Annotated in this window: 16 protein-coding genes; 7 read left to right on the top strand and 9 right to left on the bottom strand. The window is 60.6% G+C overall.

Features of this window, described 5'->3' with window-relative positions; all coding sequences use genetic code 11:
• The first annotated feature begins 48 nt into the window (after window positions 1–48).
• The 6 genes from J4D97_RS07470 to J4D97_RS07445 all read left to right on the top strand — a co-directional run bounded on the left by J4D97_RS07470 (window position 49) and on the right by J4D97_RS07445 (window position 7,312).
• Complete coding sequence (locus J4D97_RS07470; RefSeq protein WP_208307036.1) at window positions 49–1,395, top strand: efflux RND transporter periplasmic adaptor subunit; 1,347 nt, start codon at window positions 49–51, stop codon at window positions 1,393–1,395.
• Between the two features lie 207 nt (window positions 1,396–1,602).
• Window positions 1,603–3,072, top strand: coding sequence for an efflux transporter outer membrane subunit (locus tag J4D97_RS07465; protein WP_208307035.1), 1,470 nt, complete (start codon window positions 1,603–1,605; stop codon window positions 3,070–3,072).
• 253 nt (window positions 3,073–3,325) lie between these two features.
• Window positions 3,326–5,869, top strand: a complete 2,544-nt coding sequence (gene uvrA, locus J4D97_RS07460) for an excinuclease ABC subunit UvrA (RefSeq protein ID WP_208307034.1) — start codon at window positions 3,326–3,328, stop codon at window positions 5,867–5,869.
• A 130-nt stretch (window positions 5,870–5,999) separates the two neighbouring features.
• Window positions 6,000–6,539, top strand: coding sequence for a YfiT family bacillithiol transferase (locus J4D97_RS07455; RefSeq protein WP_208307033.1), 540 nt, complete (start codon window positions 6,000–6,002; stop codon window positions 6,537–6,539).
• Between the two features lie 97 nt (window positions 6,540–6,636).
• On the top strand, window positions 6,637–6,942 hold the full coding sequence (locus J4D97_RS07450) for a hypothetical protein (RefSeq protein ID WP_208307032.1): 306 nt from the start codon (window positions 6,637–6,639) through the stop codon (window positions 6,940–6,942).
• Between the two features lie 46 nt (window positions 6,943–6,988).
• Window positions 6,989–7,312: a hypothetical protein gene (locus J4D97_RS07445; RefSeq protein WP_208307031.1), complete on the top strand. Its 324-nt coding sequence runs from the start codon at window positions 6,989–6,991 to the stop codon at window positions 7,310–7,312.
• Here the strand turns inward: J4D97_RS07445 and J4D97_RS07440 are convergent.
• The 5 genes from J4D97_RS07440 to purU all read right to left on the bottom strand — a co-directional run bounded on the left by J4D97_RS07440 (window position 7,309) and on the right by purU (window position 14,724).
• Window positions 7,309–7,995: a haloacid dehalogenase type II gene (locus J4D97_RS07440; RefSeq protein ID WP_208307030.1), complete on the bottom strand. Its 687-nt coding sequence runs from the start codon at window positions 7,993–7,995 to the stop codon at window positions 7,309–7,311. The genes J4D97_RS07445 and J4D97_RS07440 overlap by 4 nt on opposite strands.
• Window positions 7,996–8,224: 229 nt before the next feature.
• A complete protein-coding gene (locus J4D97_RS07435; protein WP_208307029.1) occupies window positions 8,225–9,220 on the bottom strand; it encodes a type IV toxin-antitoxin system AbiEi family antitoxin in 996 nt (331 codons plus the stop codon).
• A 179-nt stretch (window positions 9,221–9,399) separates the two neighbouring features.
• Entirely contained in the window at window positions 9,400–10,833 is a 1,434-nt protein-coding gene (locus tag J4D97_RS07430; RefSeq protein ID WP_208307028.1) for a cell shape-determining protein MreB, read from the bottom strand.
• 52 nt (window positions 10,834–10,885) lie between these two features.
• Window positions 10,886–13,756, bottom strand: coding sequence for a TonB-dependent receptor (locus J4D97_RS07425; RefSeq protein WP_208307027.1), 2,871 nt, complete (start codon window positions 13,754–13,756; stop codon window positions 10,886–10,888).
• A 134-nt stretch (window positions 13,757–13,890) separates the two neighbouring features.
• Window positions 13,891–14,724 carry a formyltetrahydrofolate deformylase gene (gene purU / locus J4D97_RS07420; RefSeq protein ID WP_208307026.1) on the bottom strand — a complete coding sequence of 278 codons (834 nt, stop codon included), beginning with the start codon at window positions 14,722–14,724 and terminating at the stop codon, window positions 13,891–13,893.
• A gap of 253 nt (window positions 14,725–14,977) precedes the next feature.
• Here purU and J4D97_RS07415 point away from each other — a divergent pair, with 253 nt between their 5' ends.
• Complete coding sequence (locus J4D97_RS07415; protein ID WP_185284157.1) at window positions 14,978–15,988, top strand: SDR family oxidoreductase; 1,011 nt, start codon at window positions 14,978–14,980, stop codon at window positions 15,986–15,988.
• Window positions 15,989–16,063: 75 nt separating this feature from the next.
• Here J4D97_RS07415 and J4D97_RS07410 read toward each other — a convergent pair whose 3' ends face one another.
• From J4D97_RS07410 to J4D97_RS07395, 4 genes are all read right to left on the bottom strand, one after another.
• Window positions 16,064–16,957, bottom strand: a complete 894-nt coding sequence (locus tag J4D97_RS07410) for an SDR family oxidoreductase (protein ID WP_208307025.1) — start codon at window positions 16,955–16,957, stop codon at window positions 16,064–16,066.
• Between the two features lie 127 nt (window positions 16,958–17,084).
• Window positions 17,085–18,014 (bottom strand): helix-turn-helix domain-containing protein, encoded by a 930-nt coding sequence (locus J4D97_RS07405; protein ID WP_208307024.1) that lies wholly within the window; start codon window positions 18,012–18,014, stop codon window positions 17,085–17,087.
• A 360-nt stretch (window positions 18,015–18,374) separates the two neighbouring features.
• On the bottom strand, window positions 18,375–20,228 hold the full coding sequence (locus tag J4D97_RS07400; RefSeq protein WP_208307023.1) for a PQQ-binding-like beta-propeller repeat protein: 1,854 nt from the start codon (window positions 20,226–20,228) through the stop codon (window positions 18,375–18,377).
• Window positions 20,229–20,322: 94 nt separating this feature from the next.
• Complete coding sequence (locus J4D97_RS07395; RefSeq protein ID WP_208307022.1) at window positions 20,323–21,153, bottom strand: endonuclease/exonuclease/phosphatase family protein; 831 nt, start codon at window positions 21,151–21,153, stop codon at window positions 20,323–20,325.
• Between the last annotated feature and the right edge of the window lies 1 nt (window position 21,154).

Here is a 21,154-nt window from a genome sequence, read left to right as displayed (position 1 = left end):
CCAACTATTTCACCACGCGCCCTACCTTCTTGCGCTTCAGCCTACCCTATGGCTACTCCTCCCGAAGAACAAACGGATTTCATTACCGACGACGCCAACGCCCACCTCTCCAGCGAGGAGCGGGCGCGGCGTAAGCACGCGCACTTTGGCGAAAACCAGGTGGACCACCGTCCCGCCGATACGCCACCAGCAGAGGCTGCCCCGGCCCGGCCGCGGAGCCGGCGCACGTTTTGGATTGTGGTGCTGGTAGCCGTGGCCGTGTTTGCACTACTGCTGCTGATCGGGTTGCTACCCCGCCTCAAACAAAATAACGAGCGCAAAGAAGAAGCCCAAGGCGGAGCCAACGCCACGCCTACTGTGAGCGTACTGCCCGCCGAGCAAGCCCCCGATACCATCCGCCTGGACCTGCCCGCCGACACCCGTTCCAACCGCGAAACCTACCTGTTTGCCCGCACCAACGGCTTTGTGCAAGCCTGGTACACCGATATTGGTACCGAAGTGAAGCGCGGCCAGTTGCTGGCTCTCATTGCCACGCCCGAACTGGACCAGCAGATTGCTCAGGCCCGCGCCAACCTCACGCTGGCCCAGAGCAACTACCGCCGCCTCACGGGCATCAGCATGCCCGGCGCCATTTCCAAGCAGGAGCTAGACCAGGCCAAGGCCCAGTTTTCGGCTGAACAGGCCGTGGTGAATGGTCTGCTAGCCCAGCAGGGCTTTCGGCGGGTGGTGGCGCCGTTCAGCGGTTTGGTCACGCAGCGCAACGTGGAGGTAGGGTCGTTGGTGTCGCCGAGCAATGCGGCGGGTAGTCAGCTGTTTAAGGTAGAGCAAACCGATACGCTACGCGCCTTCGTGAATGTGCCGCAGAACTACGCCACCGCTATCCGGCCGGGCCTTATCACCCAGCTCATCGTGCCCGAATTTCCCAACCGCACCTTTGCCGGCCGCGTCGCTCGCGACGCCGGTGCCCTGAGCGAGGGCACACGCACGCTGGAAACCATCGTGAAAATCTCGAACCGTGAGCAGCAGCTGCGGCCGGGCATCTTTGCCCAGGTGCGCTTCGAGCTGCCGCGCACCGCGCCCAGCGTCCTTATCTCCGCCAATACGCTGGTGCCGGGCGGCACCCAGCCCCGTGTGGTGGTCATTCAGGACGAGAAAGTGCACTACCAAGACATCACACCCGGCCGCGACTTTGGCGCGCAGGTGGAGGTAATTGGTGGCCTAAAAGGCGGCGAACTGTTGGTGGTAAACCCCGCCGAAACGCTAACGGAGGGCGAAACCGTGGCCGCCCGCCGCGCCAAGGTGGAGAAGAAAGCCGCCGCGCCTACCCAGCCCGCCGCCCCCGAGCGCCTCTACGACCCTAACCGCCCCATCGTGTCTTCGCCGGCTGGGAAGTAGGGTAGGGGGGTAGCAGCTATATAAAAAGTGTGTCATCCTGAGCAGAGCGAAGGACCTTCTGCCCACAGAACGACAAGCGTAACAACGACTCGTTCACTTGGCATAAGGTCCTTCGCTCTGCTCAGGATGACAGATGAAAAAAGACATACAGAGCAGCAGCTTCTGAAACAGCTCAGAGCTGACCGTCAACCAGTAGTATCCACCTGCATGAGCTTTTCGTTGCGATATTATTCTCTCTCGATACTGCTGCTGAGCACGCTGCTAACCAGTTGCGCGCGCGCACCGCGCTACCAGCCGCCCAGCGTAACGGCCCCCACAACCTGGAAAAACAGCACCGATACCACCTTTGCCGCGCCCCAAACCAACCCGGCACCCGCTAGTGCCGCCGCGGCCGAGCTACCCCGGCAGCCAACTGTGCCAGCGTGGTGGAGCATTTTTCAGGATGACGAGCTGGCACGGCTGGAGCAGCAAGTGCTGGCCGCCAACTACAGCCTGAAAGCTGCGGTGGCCCGCGTGGAGCAGGCCCGCGCCAACGTGACGGTGGTGAACTCCTACCGCTCGCCCACAGTGGCCCTCAACCCGCAGGCCTACCGGCAGCGGCTGTCAGCCTACCGGCCGCTGCCCATTGCCAGCACCAATGGCCCGCAGGCTATCAACCAAACGCAATTTTACCTGCCCTTGAATGTGAGCTACGAGGTGGATGTATGGGGCCGCTTGCGCCGCAACGTACAAGCCGCCGAGGCCGACGAGCAAGCCTCCGAGGAAGATCTGCGCACTGTGCAGCTCTCGCTCACCGCCGATGCCGCCGGCTACTACTTCGACCTGCGCGGCCTCGATGCTGAGTTGCTGGTGCTGGACAGCGCCCGCCAGGCCCGGGTAGAAAGCCTGCAACTCACCCAAGCTCGCAACCAGGCCGGCGTCGACAACGAAATTGCCGTACGCCGCGCCGAAACGGAACTGGCCAACGTAGACGCGGGCATCGTGGAAGTGCGCCGCCAGCGCGCCGGCTTAGAAGCAGCCCTGGCCACCCTCATGGGCCAGCCAGCCAGCCAGTTTGCGCTAGTGCCGCGTCCCGGTCAGCTTCTGATTCCGCGGGTACCAGCCGCCGTGCCCGCCTCTCTACTCGCCCGCCGCCCCGATTTGCGCCGCACCGAGCGCCAGCTAGCCGCCCTCAACGCCCGCGCCGATGCTGCCCGCCTAGCCCGCCTACCCACCGTGCAACTCAATGGTTTTGTAGGACCCTTGTCGAGTGCGTTGGGTGACCTGCCCAAGGTAGCCGACAGCTACGCCTACTACGTGGGCGGCGGCATCTCCATCCCGATTTTCAACGGCGGCCGCTTGCGGGCTAACCAGCAGATTGTAGAACGCCAGTACGACGAGCAAGCCGCGCAGTACCGCCAAACAGCGTTGGTGGCATTTCAGGAAGTGGAAACCTCGCTGGCGAATGTGCAGCAGAGTGCCGCCCAGCTCACGGTGCAGCAGCGCGCCCTGCGCTCGGCCCGAATGGCCGGCCTGCTTACCAAGGAGCGCTACCGCGCCGGCCTCACCAGCTACTTTGAGGTAGTAGACGCCGACCGCCAAACTCTGGACGCCGCCCGCCTGGTGGTGCAAAACCAGGCCAACGAGTTGAGCTACACCGTACAGCTGATTCGGGCGCTGGGCGGCGGTTGGGAGTAGGTAAGTAAAACGGATGGCGCGGGGCTGTGGCCCGTGTCTATTACTTAGCAGGCCTCTGGCCTGCGCTGCCAGAACGAGCTTTGGCCTGAGCTACCTAAGCAACCTGCCGAAACTTCTCGAATGGCGCGAACGGTGGCAGGCCAGAGACCTGCCAATACATGACACGGGGCATAGCCCCGCGCCATCCCTATCTACTACATAACCCCAGGCCTGCGGAAACAGTAAGGGTAGGGCATCACCTATCCCTCCGCTCATGCCTACCCCCAAGCAGCCTGCCCTCCCTAATTCTTCCGGTTTCGTGCGGGTGCGTGGGGCGCGGGAGCACAACCTGCGCCATGTAGACGTGGATATTCCGCGCGATGCGTTGGTGGTGTTTACGGGCGTGTCGGGGTCGGGGAAGTCGTCGCTGGCGTTTGGGACGCTGTATGCCGAGGCGCAACGCCGCTACCTGGAATCGGTGTCGCCGTATGCGCGGCGGCTGTTTCACCAAATGGCCGTGCCCGCCGTTGATTCTATTGACGGGCTGCCGCCGGCAGTGGCCTTGCAACAGCAGCGCGGCACGCCTACCACGCGTTCCTCGGTAGGCTCCGTCACCACGCTTTCCAACCTGGTGCGGATGCTCTACTCGCGGGCCGGCGACTACCCGGCGGGGCAGGGCGTTGTGTACGCCGAGGGCTTTTCGGCCAACACGCCCGAGGGCGCGTGCCCTACCTGCCACGGCCTGGGACGCATTTACGAAGCCACCGAAGAAACCATGGTGCCCGACCCCTCCCTCACCATTCGGGAGCGGGCCATTGCGGCTTGGCCCACGGCCTGGGGCGGTCAGAATCAGCGGGATATCTTGGTGTCGTTGGGCTACGACGTGGACCGGCCCTGGCGCGAGCTGCCTCAGAAAGACCGCGACTGGATTCTGTTCACCGACGAGCAGCCGGTGGTGCCCGTGTATCCTGGCTACACGCCCGAGCAAACGCAGCGGGCCATCCGACGCAAGGAAGAGCCCAACTACATGGGCACCTTCACCAGCGCCCGACGGCACGTGTTTCACTCCTTCGCTAACACCCAAAGCGCCCAGATGAAGAAGCGTGCCTTGCAGTTTATGCGCGGTACCGAGTGCCCTACCTGCCACGGCAAGCGCCTGCGGCAAGAGGCCTTGGCCGTCACGTTTGCCGGGCTCGATATTGCCGATTTCTCGGCCCTCCCTCTGCAACGCGTAGCCGCCCAGCTGCAACCCTACGCCGAGGGCACCGCTCCCGGCCGCGCTGCCCAGGACGCCGCCTACCCCGAGCAGGCAGTAGTAGCCCAGCGCATCACGCAGGATCTGGTGGCGCGCCTGCGCGTACTGCTTGATCTGGGGTTGGGCTACCTGTCGCTGGAGCGCAGCACGCCTACCCTGTCGCCGGGGGAGCTGCAACGGCTGCGGTTGGCTACGCAGCTGTATTCCAATCTGTTTGGGGTGGTGTATGTGCTCGATGAACCGTCTGCTGGCCTACACCCCGCCGATACGGAAGCGCTGCTGGAGGCGCTGGCCAGCCTGAAAAGTGCCGGTAATTCGTTATTCGTTGTAGAGCATAATCTCGATGTAATCCGACAGGCCGATTGGCTGGTGGATGTGGGGCCGGCTGCCGGGGAGCAGGGCGGGCAGGTGCTCTACAGCGGTCCGCCTGCTGGTCTGGCCGACGTGGCGGCGTCCCAAACGCGCCACTTTCTATTTGCCGATGAGGCTGCCGCGCCTACCCCTGCGCCGCGACCGGCCCAGGGCTGGCTTCGGCTGGCGGGCGTCACGCGCAACAACCTGCGCGGGCTGGACGTGGCGTTTCCGCTGGGCGTATTTACGACCGTCACGGGCGTGTCGGGATCGGGCAAATCGAGCTTGGTGAGCCAGGCGCTGGTGGAACTGGTGGGGGCGGCACTGGGCCAGGCCCTACCCGCCGCCGAGGAAGAAGGCGACACGTTGGAGACTGAGCCTTCGCCTGTGAGCGGCGGGCACATCACCGAAGGTATGGAGCACATCAACCGCTTGGTGCGCGTCGATCAGAAGCCCATCGGCCGCACGCCGCGCTCCAACATGGCTACCTACACCGGCCTGTTCGACCACGTGCGGAAGCTGTTTGCCGCTACGCCCGCCGCCCGCAAGCGCCGCTACGACGCCGGCCGTTTTTCCTTCAATGTGCCCAAAGGTCGCTGCGAGAACTGCCACGGCGAGGGCTTTGTGATGGTAGAACTGCTGTTTTTGCCCAGCGTATACTCGCCCTGCCCCGTGTGCCACGGCACCCGCTACAATGCCCAAACGCTGGAAATTCAGTACAAAGACAAGAACATTGCGGAGGTACTGAACCTGACTGTGGACGACGCCTGGGCCTTTTTTGACGAAGAACCCGCCGTGCAGCGAGCCCTCACGGTGCTGCGCGAGGTAGGGCTGGGCTACCTGCGCCTCGGCCAGCCTGCCACCGAGTTATCGGGCGGCGAAGCCCAGCGCATCAAGCTCGCCACCGAGTTGCAACGCCCGCCCCGCGGTCACTCTCTGTACGTGCTGGATGAGCCCACCACCGGTCTGCACCCCGCCGACGTGGAGCGCCTGCTGGTGCAACTGCACGCGCTGGTAACCGCCGGCAACACGGTAGTAGTAGTGGAGCACACCATGCGCGTGGCCGCTGCCAGCGACTGGGTACTCGACATCGGTCCTGGTGCCGGCGACGAGGGTGGCCAGCTGGTAGCTGCTGGGGTGCCCGCCGAGGTAGCGAAAGCACGGGCCAGCAAGACCGCGCCCTACCTGCGACGGGCGTTGGAGCGAGCGTAGAGACGCATATTTGCGTCTCGTCGTCCGCGCCGCGTGGCCGATGTCGTTCAACGACGAGACGCGAATATGCGTCTCTACATCGTTCGAGCAGCTTAGGCTAACCTTGTAACCGATGGCGTGTTTAGTAGCTATGGAAACCACTCACCCCGACCTGCAATATCCCATCGGCCGCGCCCCCGCCCGGCCCGAAACGCCCCTGACGCCCGCCGAGCGCGCCGCCTATATCGAGCAGATTGCCGCGCTGCCGGCTCAGCTCACGGCCGCCGCCCGGCAAGCAGGGGGCGTGCGCCTGGAGCAACCCTACCGCCCCGGCGGCTGGACGGGCCGGCAAGTGATTCATCACGTAGCCGACGTGCATCTGAACTTCTACCTGCGCTACCGCCTGGCTCTCACCGAGGACAACCCCACTATCAAGCCCTTCGACCTGAACGCCTGGGCCGAGCTGCCCGACGTGGCGGCCACACCCGTTACGGTGTCGTTGGCGCTGCTGGAGGCATTGCATACGCGTTGGGTTACGCTGCTGTGGCATCTCACGGAGGAGCAATGGCAGCGCACATTCTACCATCCCGCCTACGACATCACTTACACCCTCGACCAAGCTTTGGTGCAGTATAGCTGGCACGGCCGGCACCACTTGGCCCACGTGGAGCTGCTGAGCCGGGAGGGGTAGGGCAGCCCGCAAGGCGGGGTATTCCCGTGGTGCAGCAAATTGGCAATGTGGGCGTTGTGTAACACAATGGTCCACGGCACGCGTATGCATAGGGTATATGACCGATACTACTGCCTCTTCCTTCACCAAGAAATGCCCCCACTGCCAGCAATGGTCGGCGTGGAACCAGCGCCCCAACGACCGGTGCGAGCACTGCGGCGGATTCCTGGACCCGCGGGCGCAACGCCGCGTTGCGGAAGAAAACCGAAAAGCCAACGAACCAAAGGAGCCATCCCTGTTGGAAATTCAGTCGGACGACAACGTGATAGTGCGATTTTTCAAGCGCATTGGTCGCGTAGGGCAGGTAGTATTTGGGGCTATTCTGGCCTTCTTTATTGCGGTTATCACCTTTGTAGCGGGCTAGGGTGGGCGCGTGGCCTGACCTACGCCGGCCTTTGCTGGTAGGGAGCATGTTGCTTTACGCGGCGCTGTATCTCAACCGCCACGTGTGGCACTACCCGTTGCCTTCCTGGCTCTCGTCGCATGGCGCCGACCTGCTGGCTATGCCCATCCTGCTCAGCCTCACGCTGGCCGTACAGCGCTACCTGTTCCCGCAGTTCCGCCGGCTGGTGCTCCCCGATTCGTGGCTGCTGGGTGCCTGGCTGGCTGTGTCGGTGTGGTTTGAGGGCATATTACCATACTTCTCGGCAGTAGCCGTAGCCGATGCCCTGGACGTGGCAGCATACGGAGTAGGCACGCTGGCCTTCCGGCGCTGGCTCAACCGGCCCGACTAATGCCCTACCAGTTGCCCGGCAATATCGGATAGGGTAGGACCAGTGTAGGTGGGCGCGGGCGCCAGCGGGTACGTAGCCTGACCCAGCCGCGCAACGAAAGCCGCCTGCAAACCCGCCCGCAAGGCTCCGCCCGTGTCCCAGCCGTGGGCTGCCACCAGGAGTGCATCGGCGGGGGCAACCCCTAGCTGCTGGCACGCAGTGAGGTAGGTATCAGGATGAGGCTTGTAGCGCTTCACGTCATCAATGCTCAAGAGCTGCTCGAAGAAGGACGTTAGGCCAGCATACGCTATCTGCTTGCGCAGGGTAGAGCCGGGTGAGTTGGTGAGCGTCACCATCTGAAAGCCTGCTTGTTGGAGCAGGGTCAGACCTTCCACTACATCGGGGTGAGGTGGCAACTCGGCAATGAGCGTGAGTAGCTCCTGCTTGCGAGTAGCCGGGCGAGCAGGCTGCCCCAGGCTTTGGGCCAGCATATCCAGAGCGGCATCGCCAATCTGCTTGAAATCGTGGTAGGCTTGCGTCACAGTGTCTACCAGCGAGTATTGAAGCAGCAGCGAAAACCACTGTTTGAACGCAAATTCAGAGTTGAATTCCTGATTGACGGCCTGTTGTAGCTTGCTCATATCGAGCAAGGTTTCGTTGACGTCGAACAACAGCAGCTTAGGGCGGGCAGGAGGGGTAGGCATGGAAAGAAGTTGGTAGTTGTCAGTTAGGAGTCGTCAATAACGTACGTGTGGAGCCGCAGAGCGGCCATAGGTTTGTAGCAGGTATAGCGTAAAACCGACTGCGCCGCGTAGCGGTGCAAGGATGTATAAGATACTCTTGCACTGCTACGCGGCACTTGGTTCTGACCACATCAGACAATATTACAAACCTGTAGCCGCTCCGCGGCCCCACACGTACCGTTACTGACAACTACCAGAGCCCCGCCTGCCGAATCTGCTGTGCCAGCGCCGCAGTGCGGGGCGCCGGGCTGGCCAGCAAATCGGCGTAGACCACCAGCGGCGGGGCGCACTGCTCCGGATCAGGCAAGAGCGGGGAAAAATACGGATTCAGCAATTCCACGGGTCCCCGCTGGCAGGGTACCAGTTGTAGGTGATGCGCCAGTTGAGCACGGGGTAGCGTGCTGTAAATTGTGAGCAAAGGCGGTGGATCGGCGGAGATGCCCAGCAGCCGTTGAGCGGCGGCCTCGCCGCTCCAGACGCACCCTGGGGGTAGGGGGTAGGGCCAGTCGGGCGGGGCGGCCGTCAGCCACCGGTAGCGTTGCGGGTTCAGACGGTTGCGCAGGGTAGAGGCGTAGTACCCTACCCAGTGCTCTACCACCGCCGGCCGCAGGGCTACCCACCCGGCAGGATCGGCCGACCACAGGGCATGCTCCTCCAAGTAGGCCAGCGTGCGCACCACCACCGAGGGCGAAAAGCGGGTGGTTTTGGCAATTTCCCGCACCGGACAAGCCACCAGTGCCGGCGTGCGCAACAGGTGAAACACCAGGCGCATACCGGCCACGTTCAGCCGGGCCGGGGGCGCGGTGGTAGGTGCTGTTGTCATGGGGGCTGCTGCCGGCGCTGGGGCTGCCTGCTGGTAGCCGCGCAGGGCCACGAGTAGGCCCGCCGCGTGCCGCAGCCAGGCATTGCCGGCCGCATCGGCGTAGCAGATGCCCCGCGCCCGCAGATGCGTACGGGCCTGTTGCGATATGCGCTCGGCCACTACCAACAAGGGCGGGCCAGACTGTGTGAGGCGGTCGAGGGCGCCGGTCCAGGTGGTGTCGGCTACCAGGGGTAGGGCCACTACGCTAAAGCAGGCGCTAGCGCCCAACTGCCAGGTTTGCTGGGCTGCGCCGGCAGCCGGCCCCGCGCTGATACGGGTAGCCAATGCCTGCTGCAACCCCAACCGAACCTGCTCCAGCAGCACGGAGGCAGAGAATAGGGATGACAAAATACGGTACCGACCCTACGTAGCCGGAATAATCAGTGGTAGAGGAAAGGAGAGAAAGCAGGTGCGGGAGTGGCCCTAAACAGCAAGACCGGCGCTGGTAGCCAGCCCCGGTCTTGCGTGTGCGTCGGCGCGGCAAAAGCCGTGCTTGCAGTAGGCTAGTAATCCGTGTTTTGCGGATCGAAGTTGGTCCAGCCCTGTAGCCAGTTGTCGGAGCCGTTGAAGGCGCCGCGATACGTCACCTTATCGAAGAAGCCATCAGCAGCTTTGCCCGTAAATACGGCGCCCGTCAGTAGGGGAGAAGAGCTGGAGAGTAGGAAGTTTGGCGCCGTCAGGTTGAAGTTGTTGGCGTTCAGTCCGAGTGTACCCAGGTTGGCCTGCGTTACCACGGCGTTGTTCTTACCGGTGCCGTTAAACCAAGTTTGCACGTCAGCGTCGGTGAAGGCGCCACTGCTCGTGTTGCCTGCGGCGCGCAGGGGGGTGTTGTTGTTAGCCAGGGTCACACCAGCCATCTGCATAGTATTGGCCTGTACGTTAGCCCAAGTAGAAGTGCCATCTAGGCGCAGTCCTTCAGGGTGACCAACAAATACAGAGTTGAACACGCTGGTAGAAGTATTGCGGCGTAGGTGCATAGCCGACTGATAGGCACCACTACCCGACTGCGTGCCGACAGGCGGTGCGCCTGCCGTTACGAAAATGCTGACGTTGCTGAACACAGGTGCCGTGAGTGGCAGGCCAGCATTGTCGCCCGTAGCAGGCGTGCCGGGGTTAAAGTTATCTGACTCAAAGCCGTTGGAGCCTGATTGGTCAGCGTACTGCGGGTCGCGCAGGGACAAGGCATACTGGATCTTACCCGTGTAACCATAGTCGGTATCAAAGTCATCATCCCAACCACGGTGTGCTACCAAGTGCTTGGCGTTTACAGTGCCGCCAAACCACTCATAAGAGTCGTCGCCGGAGTAGGAAACTTGGATGTAGTCGAGCGTCGTGCCCGAGCCTACACCGTACAGCGTCAGACCGTTGATTTCACTGTTGTCTTTTGTTGACAGCGGTACCCCAGCAAACTCAATGCGCACATATTTCAACACGCCAGAGTTATCGGTGGCGTTTGTGCCTCCGAATCCTGTCCCAATACCCCCTTCCATCTCCGTGTTCAGCGATTGGTTGATAGGTGCCCGACCAACCAGTACCACACCGCCCCAGTCGCCAAAGCTACGACTGCCAGGGGCCTTGGCTGAGGTAAAGACGATAGGATTGGTTTGCGTGCCTTGAGCCATCAGCATCCCGCCACGCTCTACTACCAATGCTCCTTTTGTAGCCGCATCGCCAAATATTTTTGTGCCTGGCTCAATTGTTAGTGTCACGCCATCTTTTACGCGTACGAATCCTTGTAGCAGATACTTTTCATTAGCGCGAAGGGTGCGATTAGCAGTGATGTCGCCTAAAAGAATTACCCGACCGGCGTTATCAGTAGGCCCGCTGGGCTCCTGAGTAGTAGGCGCGTTGTCATTGTTGTCCTCGCAGCTGCTTAGCGTAGTGGAAGTAGCGGTAGCCAGCATCGCTAGCAGCAGCAATTTCGGAAAGCGTTTCATGAAAAAGGGTTTGGGTAAATGAAACAAAGTGCGTTAGCTTATAAGCCGTTGATTACCAACTGAAAGTTAAACCTAGGGTAGTGTAGGAACCGCGACGGAAATTGCGCACTGTCTGGTCTCCATTGGAGAGCTTGTTGTTTCGGTCTGTATCCTGTGACAGCCGTACGGGTTGGTTGAAGATATCCTGCCAAGCGGCACGCAGTTCCCAGTGCTTAGCTAAGCGCTTAGTTGCTACCAAGTCCAACACATTGCGGGGAGCCTCAAATACTGTGGGGTTGACTATATTGCCGACTGCGAAAATGCGGGGTCCTGCTACGTTATAAAGTAGGCTTACCTGGGTACTGTTGTCATCGTTGGCGTAGTAGACACCTAAATTAACTAGGTAGGGGGACTGGCTTTGCAGTGGACGACGCTGCGTTTGGATGTCGCGCACGTCCAGTGCGTTTACTTGGCCACTGCCATCGGGCACTTCTACAGAACTACCCAAATCAACGCGGCTAACGATGTAGGAAGCGTTGCCTACCAGTGAGAAGCATCGTAGCCAAGGAGAATCGGAGAGAGTACTCAGCGACTTGCGCACTTCTGCTTCTAACCCATAGTTGTAGGCCGATTTGGTGTTGACGAAAGCATAGCTTAGGCTGTTAGCTCCGGAAGCCGTGACTTGCAAGTAGCTTTCAATGGGATTGGTAAAGGACTTGTAGAACGCGCCTAAGGTGAGTAACTCCCCAGTCGAAGGGTAGATTTCCCAGCGCAAATCCACGTTTTGTACGTTGGCTGTGCGCAAGTTGTAATTACCTTGGATATCTGCGTTCAAGTTGAAATCATAGAAGCGGAAGGGAGCCAACTCGCGAAACTCGGGACGGTTAATGGTAGAGGCATAGGCGGCCCTTACCAGCATGTTATCCGTCAAATTATAGGTGAGGTTTAGCGAAGGCAATGGGCTCAAAATTTTGCGCCCTCCACCGGCTACGCGCCCATCCAGAAGGCGGCTGCTTACTTGCTGATCATTGTACTCAGCTCGGAATCCGGCTGTGCCCGTAAGCCTACCCAACGGCACTGTCAGGCTAGCGTAGCCGGCCAGCAACGTGTTATTGGCTGTGTAAGAGTCATTGGGGTTGGTGCCCTCTTCCAGCGAAAGGCCACCCGGCTGACCCGTTAGATTTTCGGGTGCAAACACCTCGCCTACCGGCTTCGTGCGTATGGCGCTAGTATTGCCTACGCTGTTGTAGCCGAAGAAACGGGCGGAAAAGTCGCGGTCCTTGCGTTCAGCATATAGGCCAGCTTTCACCTTCATGCCGCCCTCGCGGTTGGTTGAGTCTTTCGTGATTTGGTGTACCACATTTAGGGCCACGGTTTCCAATCGCTCGTTCAGTTTAGAGAAGTAGCGGCCAGCATCCGTGAGGCTGGGGTCAGCCGGCGTCACTACACTAAATGGAACCGGTGTGCCGTCGCCGTTGGTAGCATCAATGGGGCGGATGTATCGCACACGGCGCCAGTCGGGCTCGGTGCGGTGCGTATAGGCAAAGCCGCCTACCCAGTTTACAGTGGTCTTATCATTAGGCAGCTCGTGGTTGCCTACCAACTGGCCCGAATAAATGCTGCGGCTCTCAAATCGTTCGGAAAAGGCCCGTACGTCGTTGCTGCTCTGAGTGATGTCCTGTCCCGTGCGCACAACCGTTTCGGCGGTGCCCAGTTGGTTAAACAGGTTTTTAAACTCCAACGTGCTACGGCTATTCAGGCGTAACCAGAAATTCTGGACCAAGCCTAAGCGTATCTCGTTGTTATATACTTGGTCATTATAATAAGAAGCCACTTGGTTGCGGTCCTGACCATTTTCGTAGAAGGTCAGGTTTGGATTGGTTGCCAAGCGGTAGTTGCCGTAGTTGAGGCTCGTGAGCGTACCCACCTGCTTGTCGCCAATCTCGAAGCGGCGACCCATGTTGAACGATAAGCGCAGATCGGGAGCCGCGTTGATTTGTTTTATGCCCCAACGGTTGGGCAGTTGACGGCCATAAGCGGCGCGCAATTGACTGCTGATATTATCGTTCAGCGGGTTTGGCCAATTGTCTGGAATGGTGCGCTTGCCGCTGTCAAATCCCAACCAGTCGTATTTGCCGCCTTCATACTTCATAACGTCCTGAAAAGTAGTGCTGGGACGATAGCCGCCCAGCACGCTCAGGTTGGTGAAGTTTTCTTCAGGAGCGCGCTTGGTGTATACTTTAATTACGCCGCCGGCAAAGTCGCCTGGTAGTTCAGCTGCGCCTGACTTGAAAATCAGCATGCGGTCAATTACGCTGCTTGGAATCATGTCGAAGGCAAAAGCGCGGGTGTCTACCTCAGAGCTGGGCGTAAGCACATCATTGAGCATCACTGCGTTGTAACGCTGTGTGAGGCCGCGAACCAGCACAAAGCGGTTGTCCTGGATGGATACTCCCGGCACGCGACGCGCAATCTGGGCCGCATCACGGTCCTGCGACTTTACGATTTGCTCAGCCGAGATACCCACCGCTACTAATTGAGAGTTGCGCACTTCCGAAATCACGGCTACTTCGGTGTTGGTGCGGCGCTGTGCCGTCACCACTACTTCGCCTAGCGTAGAAGAGGAGCTAGCCAGGGCCGTGTTCACCACCACCACTTTACCTACCGTCACAGTAAGGCTAGGTATAGTTTTCTTTTCGTAGGAGACAGAGCTAATTGCTAGTGAATAGGTACCTTCCGGTACGTTGCTCACAGTAAATGCACCATCGAGGTCGGTAGATGCACCTAAGCTAGTACCTACTACGCCCACGCTGGCTCCAATCAAGGGCTCCTGGGTTGTGGCGTCTTTCACGGTGCCCCGAATAGTGCCCGTTTGAGCTAGGGCTGCGAGGCTGCTCAGGCTGAACAGCAGAAAAAATAGTAGAGGAGTAAGGCGGTGCCGCATAAGGTTGAATTATGCTGCAAAGCTCCCCCGGCTAAATTGCCCTAGTTTGTCCCGATTGTTAAGTGATTGTTATGGAATGCGCAGGTATATGACGCCTGTATTATCTACTGAATAAGTCAGATGAATAAGTCAGATTAATCGAAGATGATGGTTTTGTTGCGGTGCACGAACACATGCTCGTTGAAGACCAGTTGCAGGGAGCGGGCCAGCACGATTTTCTCCACGTCGCGGCCGGCTTGGGCCATGTCCTGGGCGCTGCGGGTGTGGTCGATGGGGATGACGCTTTGGGCAATGATGGGCCCTTGGTCGAGCTGCTCGTTGACGAAGTGCGCCGTGGCCCCAATGATTTTCACACCCCGCTCGTAGGCCTGCGCATAGGGACTGGCCCCCACGAAAGCGGGCAGGAACGAATGGTGAATGTTGATGAGACGGTTGGGGAAGGCCGCCACAAAGTCCGACGACAAAATCCGCATGTACTTGGCCAGCACCACAAAATCGGGTTGGTAGCCGGCCAGCACGGCCAGCACTTCGGCCTCGTGGGCCTCGCGGGTGCGGTCGGTGTGGGGCAGGTGATGGAAGGGAATGCCGAACTGCTGCGTGAGGGTGCCCAATACCTCGTGGTTGCTCACCACGGCCAGAATCTCGGCATTCAGCTCCCCAAAGGCGTGACGCACTAGCAGCTCGCCCAGGCAGTGGTACTCGCGGGTAGCCAGCAGCACTATGCGCTTGGGGCGATTATCGGAGAGGCGCAACACCGCCGTGGGCGGCAGCACGGCCCGCAGCTCCTGTTGCAGCGCCTCGGCTTCGAAAGGCCCGGCAAACTCTGTGCGCATGAAGAAGTGGTTGTCGTGGCGCTCCACAAACTCGCCGTTGCGCAGGATGTTGAGGCCGTGCTTAAACAGCACGCCGGTAATCTTATAGACGAGGCCCGGCGCGTCCGGGCAATGAATCAGCAGGGTATTAGCCATAGAAGGGTAGGGTAGCGCCACAAGAATACAGAATGACGGCCACAAAAAAGCCACAGTAGAAGCTAGGGCTACAGAGCTGCCTACCTGTTACCGAACAATCAGCCAACGCAGCCTACCAGTACGCCCCTCTCATGCTGAGCAAGCCGTATTGTTCGGCCAAAGCGCTCAGCAACACACTCAGTAGGGTGAAAAAGGCCGAAAGTTACACTCGTCGTGGCCTAACCCAAAGGTGCTGGTGCCCGTTTGAAGGGCTATGAACGAAGAAAATAAACTGAGTCGTCGTCAGATAATCAGTGGGTTAGGCGCCAGCCTGGCCGTAGCTGCCGCGGCGCCGATGCTGTCGGCCGAAGCCGCTACCGCTACTGATAAGGCTGCTCCCGTTGTCCTCAAAGATCCTACTACCGCCTACCCCAAACCGCCTTTCAAGGCGCAAGAGCAACCCTGGCCAGCCTTGGCTAGCAAAATGGAGCCGCGCCCTGACCACGGCGAAACCAGCTATAAAGGTTCGGGCCGCCTGAAAGGCCTCAAAGCCCTCATCACGGGCGGCGACTCTGGCATGGGCCGCGCCGCCGCCATTGCCTACGCTCGCGAAGGGGCCGATGTGGCCATCAACTACCTACCCGCCGAGGAAGCCGACGCCAAGGAAGTTATCGACCTGATCAAGAAAGCGGGCCAGAAAGGCGTAGCTATTCCCGGCGACCTGCGCGACGAGGCCTTTTGCAAGAAACTGGTAGACGATGCCGTGCGCCAGCTCGGCGGCCTGGATATCCTGGTCAGCAACGCGGCCCGGCAACAGTCGCACGAGTCGATTGCCGACATCAGCACCGAGCAGTTCGACTGGACCATCAAGACCAACATCTACGCGCCGTTTTGGCTGATGAAGGCGGCTCTACCTCACCTCAAGCCCGGCGCCAGCATCATCGGCACTACCTCCGTGCAGGCCACCGACCCCTCGGCCAACCTGTTCGACTACGCCCTGACCAAGGCGGCCACCACCAACTTTGTCCGCTCGCTGGCCAAGCAGCTTGGGCCGAAGGGCATCCGCGTGAACGGCGTAGCGCCTGGCCCCATCTGGACGCCCTTGCAGGTAGCCAAAGGTGGCTCTACGCCCGAGAAACAGAAAACCTTCGGCGAAGATACGCCCCTGGGCCGCCCCGGCCAGCCGGCGGAGCTGGGCTCTATCTACGTGCAGCTCGCCGACCCATTGGCCAGCTATTCTACAGGCCAGATCTTCGGTGCGGCCGGCGGCAACGGGTTGCCATAGCCGTATAGCATATAGTTGTAAAGAAAACGCCCCAGCATCCGCTGGGGCGTTTTCTTTACAACGGGTTGTTCACTTTTAGTGCCTGAAATAGTCGCCCTGCTCCAGGTCGGCCAGAAGGGATTTGTGAGTAGGCTGCCAGCCCAGGCGCTGCTGCGTGAGGGCGCTGGAAGCAGCCAAGTCGAGGCCCGCGAAGCCCGCCATCCAGCCGAAATGTGCGCCAGCTTCTTCCGACGACTTACTCACAACGGGCACGCTCAAGTGGCGGCCGATTACTTCGGCAATGGTCCGTATCGGAATACCTTCGTCGGCTACGCCGTGGTAGCGGGCGCCTGCCACGCCTTTTTCCAGCGCCAGCCGGTAGAGCCGGGCCGCATCGAGGCGGTGCACAGCGGGCCAGCGATTATGGCCGTCGCCCACATAGGCCGCCTCGCCCTTTTCGCGGGCAATGTTGATGAGGGTAGGTACGAAGCCGTGGTCGCCGGCATCGTGCACCGAGGCGGCCAGGCGTACCACCATGGCCCGCACGCCCTGGGGCACCAGCGCTAGCGCCGCGTCTTCTGAGTGGCGCATGGCGGGCACCTTGGCGTCACGGGCATCCTCTTCGGTCAGCAACTCACCGTTCTGTGTGAGGCCAGCGAAGCCAGACGTAGCAATAAAGGGCCGGTTTGAGCCCGCCAAGGCAGCGCCCATGGCTTCAATGGCACGGCGGTCTGCTTCGGCCGCGGCGGCGTACTGCGTAAAGTCATGAATAAACGCGCAGTGAATGACCCCATCGGTTTCGGCGACGGCGCGTTGCAGGCTGTCGAGGTCGTTGAGAGAGCCGCGGTGTGCCTGAGCACCGGCAGCAGTTAAGGCTTGAACGGCTTCTTCGGAGCGGGCGAGGCCGAGCACCTGGTGGCCCGCGCCGAGTAGTTCCTGTACAACGGCCGAGCCTACGAAGCCCGTAGCGCCGGTAACGAAAATGCGCATATGTGTGGTTGTGTGAAGTGTGATGCTGATGACTCCACAAAAGTCCGGCAAGCAGAGCGTAACACGTCTGCGCGGATCAAACCATCTACTGAAGAATTCAAAGGAGAACGCCTTTCTTCCTACCCTTCTACCCCCGAAAGGCCCCTGGCACTAGCCCGGTCTGGCGCTTGAAGAAGTTGCAGAAGTGCGCCACATCGGCGAAGCCCAGGCTGTCGGCAATTTCCGAGACGGTCCAGGTGGTTTGTTTTAGCAGCATCCGGGCTTCTTGGGCTACCCGGTTGCTGATGAGGGTGGTCGTGGTGTGGCCGGTGGTATCCTTAAGTGCCCGGTTGAGGTGGTTGACGTGCACGGCTAGCGCGTCGGCGTAGTCTTTGGCTGTGCGCAGGGGTAGCTGCTGCTGCGGGGTAGCCAGCGGAAACTGCCGCTCCAGCAGGTCAGTGAACAGCGCTGCTACTCGCGCCGAGGCGTTGTGCGCAGGCGTTTGGATAGAAACCGGCTGAAGTTTCTGCCCCGCATGAATCAGCTCCAATAAGTAAGCACGCAGCAGGTCATACTTGTAGGTATACGTGGAAGCCATCTCACACTCCATTTTCTCGAAAATAGGAGCCAATGCAACATGTTCGTCGGGGCTGAGGGGTAGCAACGGGCAACCGCCCGGTTGAAAAACGGGCAGTTCCTCCACAGCCAGCGCACCTTTCACGGGAAGTAGAAATTCTTCGGTGAAGATGCAGAAATGCCCCGTTTGGTCCTGGTCGTGGGGAAGCCAGCGGTAGGGCACTCGCGAGGTAGCAAACCACAGAGCCGGCCCCGCCACCTCCACGGCTTGATCGGCGTATTCGATGCGGCTGCGGCCCTGAATCAGGCTGATTTTGTAGAAGGCACGCCGGTCAAAGGTCATCGGCGGCCGCTCGTGACGCCGCCGCATCAGTACGGCCACGTTGAACACATTGAAATGGCCGATTTCCCGTTGCAAATCCGCTGGCGGCATCACGCCTGTGGCCCCATTATCCTGCTCCGCAATCTTGGTATAAAAGGCTTCGAGAGAGTTGGGATCCATAACCAATGATTGTAAAAATCAAAGGTAATGGTTTAGGCTGTACGAGTGGGTAGTAGCGACGAAGCGATAGATGTAGTAGCAGGACGGATAGGTTCCCTAGGTTTTATCAGGCGGCGTAGTATCGGTTTGTCACTGGCGCAGCAGCAGAGACTCTGAGAAGCTGTTTGCGTTAGTTGTTGCACGATGTAGAGACGCATAGTTGTGTCTCGTCGTTGAACGGTTTCGGCCACGAGGCGCAGACAACGAGACGCACATATGCGTCTCTACATCCTTTAAACGATTATTCAAACGCAACTAACGTCTTAAATATCTTCAATAGGTAAGTGTTGATTATCTGATACTTACTTGAAATAAGGGCACTTACAGCGCTAGTAGCGCCAGCTTACCATCGGCGCTGCTAACGAGCACGCCGCGGCCCAGCACGAGGCGGGGCGTGTTCACCATATCTTCGCCCAGAGCATACCGCCAGCGCACCTGCCGCGTGGTCTTGTCTACGGCAACCACCTGCCCAAACGTGGTACCGAATACCACCAACTCGCCGCCCACCACCGGCATGGAAGCTGAAAAGTCCTGCCCGAAGCCTGCATTCAGGCTCCAGGCCGGCTGGGGTGCCGCGCCGGGGCGGGTGTGCCAAGCTACCACACTGTCCTGCATGGTCTTGGCAACGAGTAGGCCGCCTTGCGCATCACCGCCGAGCGACTCACGCACGCGCCAGCGGCCATCAGCGGCTACCGGTTGGCCGGTGTGCAGGTCGAAGCCGTGTAGCTGCTCGTCGGGGGCCACGGTGTAGACGACGCCTTGCTGGATAACGGGCGTGCACATGGCCGGCGAGTAGTAGTGGCTGCGCTGCTCGTTGCGCCACTGCCAGGCCAGGGTGCCATCGGTGGTGTTCAGAGCGTAAAGCGTTTTATTCCAGGTGCCAAATACGATTTTGCCATCGGCCAGCGCCGGGGTGGCGGGTGGAAAGCCCGCCAGCTGGGTGTGCGTCCAGCGCACCTTACCGGTAGCCAGATCAAGGGCACGGAAGGTCAAGTCGCTACTGCCGATATAGACTGTGTTGTGGTCGATGAGGGGCGAAGCCAGCACGGCCCCGCCGGTTTTCACCCGCCACAGCACCCGGCCGGTGCGGGCGTGCAAGCAGTAGATCGTGCTATCGGCCGAGCCGAATACTACGCGCTGACCCGCTACGGCTGGTGAAGAGTAGATGGATTGCCGGCTTTTAAACGTCCAGTTGGGGGTAGCATCGCGCAAGGAAAGCGACTTGAATTCACCCAATAAGTTGCCGATCAACACCGAGTTCTTCCACACGGCGGGCTTGGCCACCAGGTTGCCGCGGTCCTGGTATTGCCACACGGCTTTGCCCGAAGGGTAGGCTGGGGTAGGCAGTACGGGCGCTGCCGCTTGAGTTGCTACTCTGGGCGGCCGGCCCGCGGCAAACCGTGCCCACGGGGCCAGCGCCGGCTGCCCCGGCTGCACCATGCGCAGATGCACCGAGTCGGGCGTGACGGTTACCATGTTATAGGCCACGTTGCCTTCGCGCTGCTGCGCCGTACGGGTCATGGCGCCGGGTAGGCCGCCAAAGTCAAATACTTGATTGACATGTCCGTGGCCGCAGAAAATAGCCTGGGTGCGGAACCGGTGGAGCTGCGCCAGCACGGCGGGCGCATTACTCAGTTGGTCGTTGAGGGGGTAGTGCGCGAAAAACAGCACCGGTTGGGTAGGCGGCGTGGCGCGGGCCAGACTGTCGAGCCAGCGTAGCTGGTCCTGGGGCACGTAGCCGCGGCTCATGCGGCCATACGGGCCGGTGCTCACGCCCACCAGGCGCACGCCTTGCACGTCGGCCACAAACTTCTGATCGTGCCACAGCTGGTTGAAGGCCAGTCCGCCACTGGCCGACCAGCCGGTATCGTGGTTGCCGGGTAGGCAGTAGTAGGGCTTGTTGAGCTGATCGAGCAAGGCTTTGGCTTGTTGGAGTTGATCGGTGAGGCCGAAGTCGCTCACATCGCCCGTCACCACCACAAAGCGGATGCGCGGGTTGCGGTTGATGTCGGCCACAATGCGCGCCAGGCTCTTGTCGTTGCCGGCCTTGCCAATGTGGGTATCGGTAATCAGGGCAAAGCGGAGGGTGTCAGCCGGGGTGGATTGCGCCAGCGCGCCGGCGCTCGGCCAAAGCAGGTAGATGGTCAGCAGGCAAAACAGGAAACGAATAGACATAGTAGGAGCGAGTCGTAAACAGAAGGGCTGCCGAACCGTGGCAGCCCTTTGTCAGCGTGAGTGGTTGAAGAGCAGGTATTTCAGTAGCTGATACCTACTTCGAATAGCGCAGCTCGGCTACCACCGGGCGGTGGTCCGACGCGTAGGTTTCGGCCACTACCTGGTGGCTCACCACCTGAAAGCGGGCCTGCGGGGCGAACGTGATGAAGTCGATGGCCTTGGTGGGCGTCACTACTGGAATGGTAGGCGCGCACGACTGGCAGGTAGGTTTGAGAGCAGTAACCACCTGCTGCATTACCGGCGAACTGGCCTCTGCGTTGAAGTCGCCGGCTACCACGAACGGCAGCTTTTCCGCCTGCGCCAACCGCACCAGTTCCGCCGCTTGCAGCTGGCGGTTCTGGTCGGTGCGCTGGGCGTCGAAGTGAGTGCAGCCGACGCGGATTTTCTGGCCCGAGGGTAGGGAAATGGTGGCCGCAGCCAACACGCGCGGCTCGCCGTTGGTGCCGTCCTGGGTAGGCAGGCGGTGCACAATGGTGTCCTGCAAGGGGTAGCGCGAAAGCAGCGCCACGCCATAGGCGCCGCCGTCGTGCGGAATGGCCCTGCCGAAGTAGGCGTGCATGTGCAGCTGCTCGGCCAACTCGCGGGCCTGGTGGCTGCCGGTGCCCGAGCGGCCGGTGTGCACGTCTATTTCCTGGAGCATCACCACATCGGGGTGTTGGGCCTCAATGGTGCGCGCAATGGCGGGTAGGTCGATGACGCCGGGGCGGCTGGGCGGGCTGCAATGGTGCACGTTGTAGCTCATCACGCGCAGGGTAGGGGCCGGCGCCACGGGTGCAGGGGCCAGTGGGGTAGGTGTTGGGTCGGCCGATTTGGTGGCGCTGCACGCCAGCAGTAGCGGCAGGAGGCAGGAAAATAGGTTCTTCATA

This window comes from Hymenobacter defluvii (assembly GCF_017589435.1).
Classification (GTDB): domain Bacteria; phylum Bacteroidota; class Bacteroidia; order Cytophagales; family Hymenobacteraceae; genus Hymenobacter; species Hymenobacter profundi.
This window is presented reverse-complemented; position numbering and strand designations above follow the sequence as displayed.

Coding starts and splice junctions, on each gene's coding strand:
- J4D97_RS07470 (WP_208307036.1), top strand. CDS start 49: ATGGCTACTCCTCCCGAAGAACAAACGGATTTCATTACCGACGACGCC.
- J4D97_RS07465 (WP_208307035.1), top strand. CDS start 1,603: ATGAGCTTTTCGTTGCGATATTATTCTCTCTCGATACTGCTGCTGAGC.
- uvrA (WP_208307034.1), top strand. CDS start 3,326: ATGCCTACCCCCAAGCAGCCTGCCCTCCCTAATTCTTCCGGTTTCGTG.
- J4D97_RS07455 (WP_208307033.1), top strand. CDS start 6,000: ATGGAAACCACTCACCCCGACCTGCAATATCCCATCGGCCGCGCCCCC.
- J4D97_RS07450 (WP_208307032.1), top strand. CDS start 6,637: ATGACCGATACTACTGCCTCTTCCTTCACCAAGAAATGCCCCCACTGC.
- J4D97_RS07445 (WP_208307031.1), top strand. CDS start 6,989: ATGTTGCTTTACGCGGCGCTGTATCTCAACCGCCACGTGTGGCACTAC.
- J4D97_RS07440 (WP_208307030.1), bottom strand. CDS start 7,995: ATGCCTACCCCTCCTGCCCGCCCTAAGCTGCTGTTGTTCGACGTCAAC.
- J4D97_RS07430 (WP_208307028.1), bottom strand. CDS start 10,833: ATGAAACGCTTTCCGAAATTGCTGCTGCTAGCGATGCTGGCTACCGCT.
- J4D97_RS07425 (WP_208307027.1), bottom strand. CDS start 13,756: ATGCGGCACCGCCTTACTCCTCTACTATTTTTTCTGCTGTTCAGCCTG.
- purU (WP_208307026.1), bottom strand. CDS start 14,724: ATGGCTAATACCCTGCTGATTCATTGCCCGGACGCGCCGGGCCTCGTC.
- J4D97_RS07415 (WP_185284157.1), top strand. CDS start 14,978: ATGAACGAAGAAAATAAACTGAGTCGTCGTCAGATAATCAGTGGGTTA.
- J4D97_RS07410 (WP_208307025.1), bottom strand. CDS start 16,957: ATGCGCATTTTCGTTACCGGCGCTACGGGCTTCGTAGGCTCGGCCGTT.
- J4D97_RS07405 (WP_208307024.1), bottom strand. CDS start 18,014: ATGGATCCCAACTCTCTCGAAGCCTTTTATACCAAGATTGCGGAGCAG.
- J4D97_RS07400 (WP_208307023.1), bottom strand. CDS start 20,228: ATGTCTATTCGTTTCCTGTTTTGCCTGCTGACCATCTACCTGCTTTGG.
- J4D97_RS07395 (WP_208307022.1), bottom strand. CDS start 21,153: ATGAAGAACCTATTTTCCTGCCTCCTGCCGCTACTGCTGGCGTGCAGC.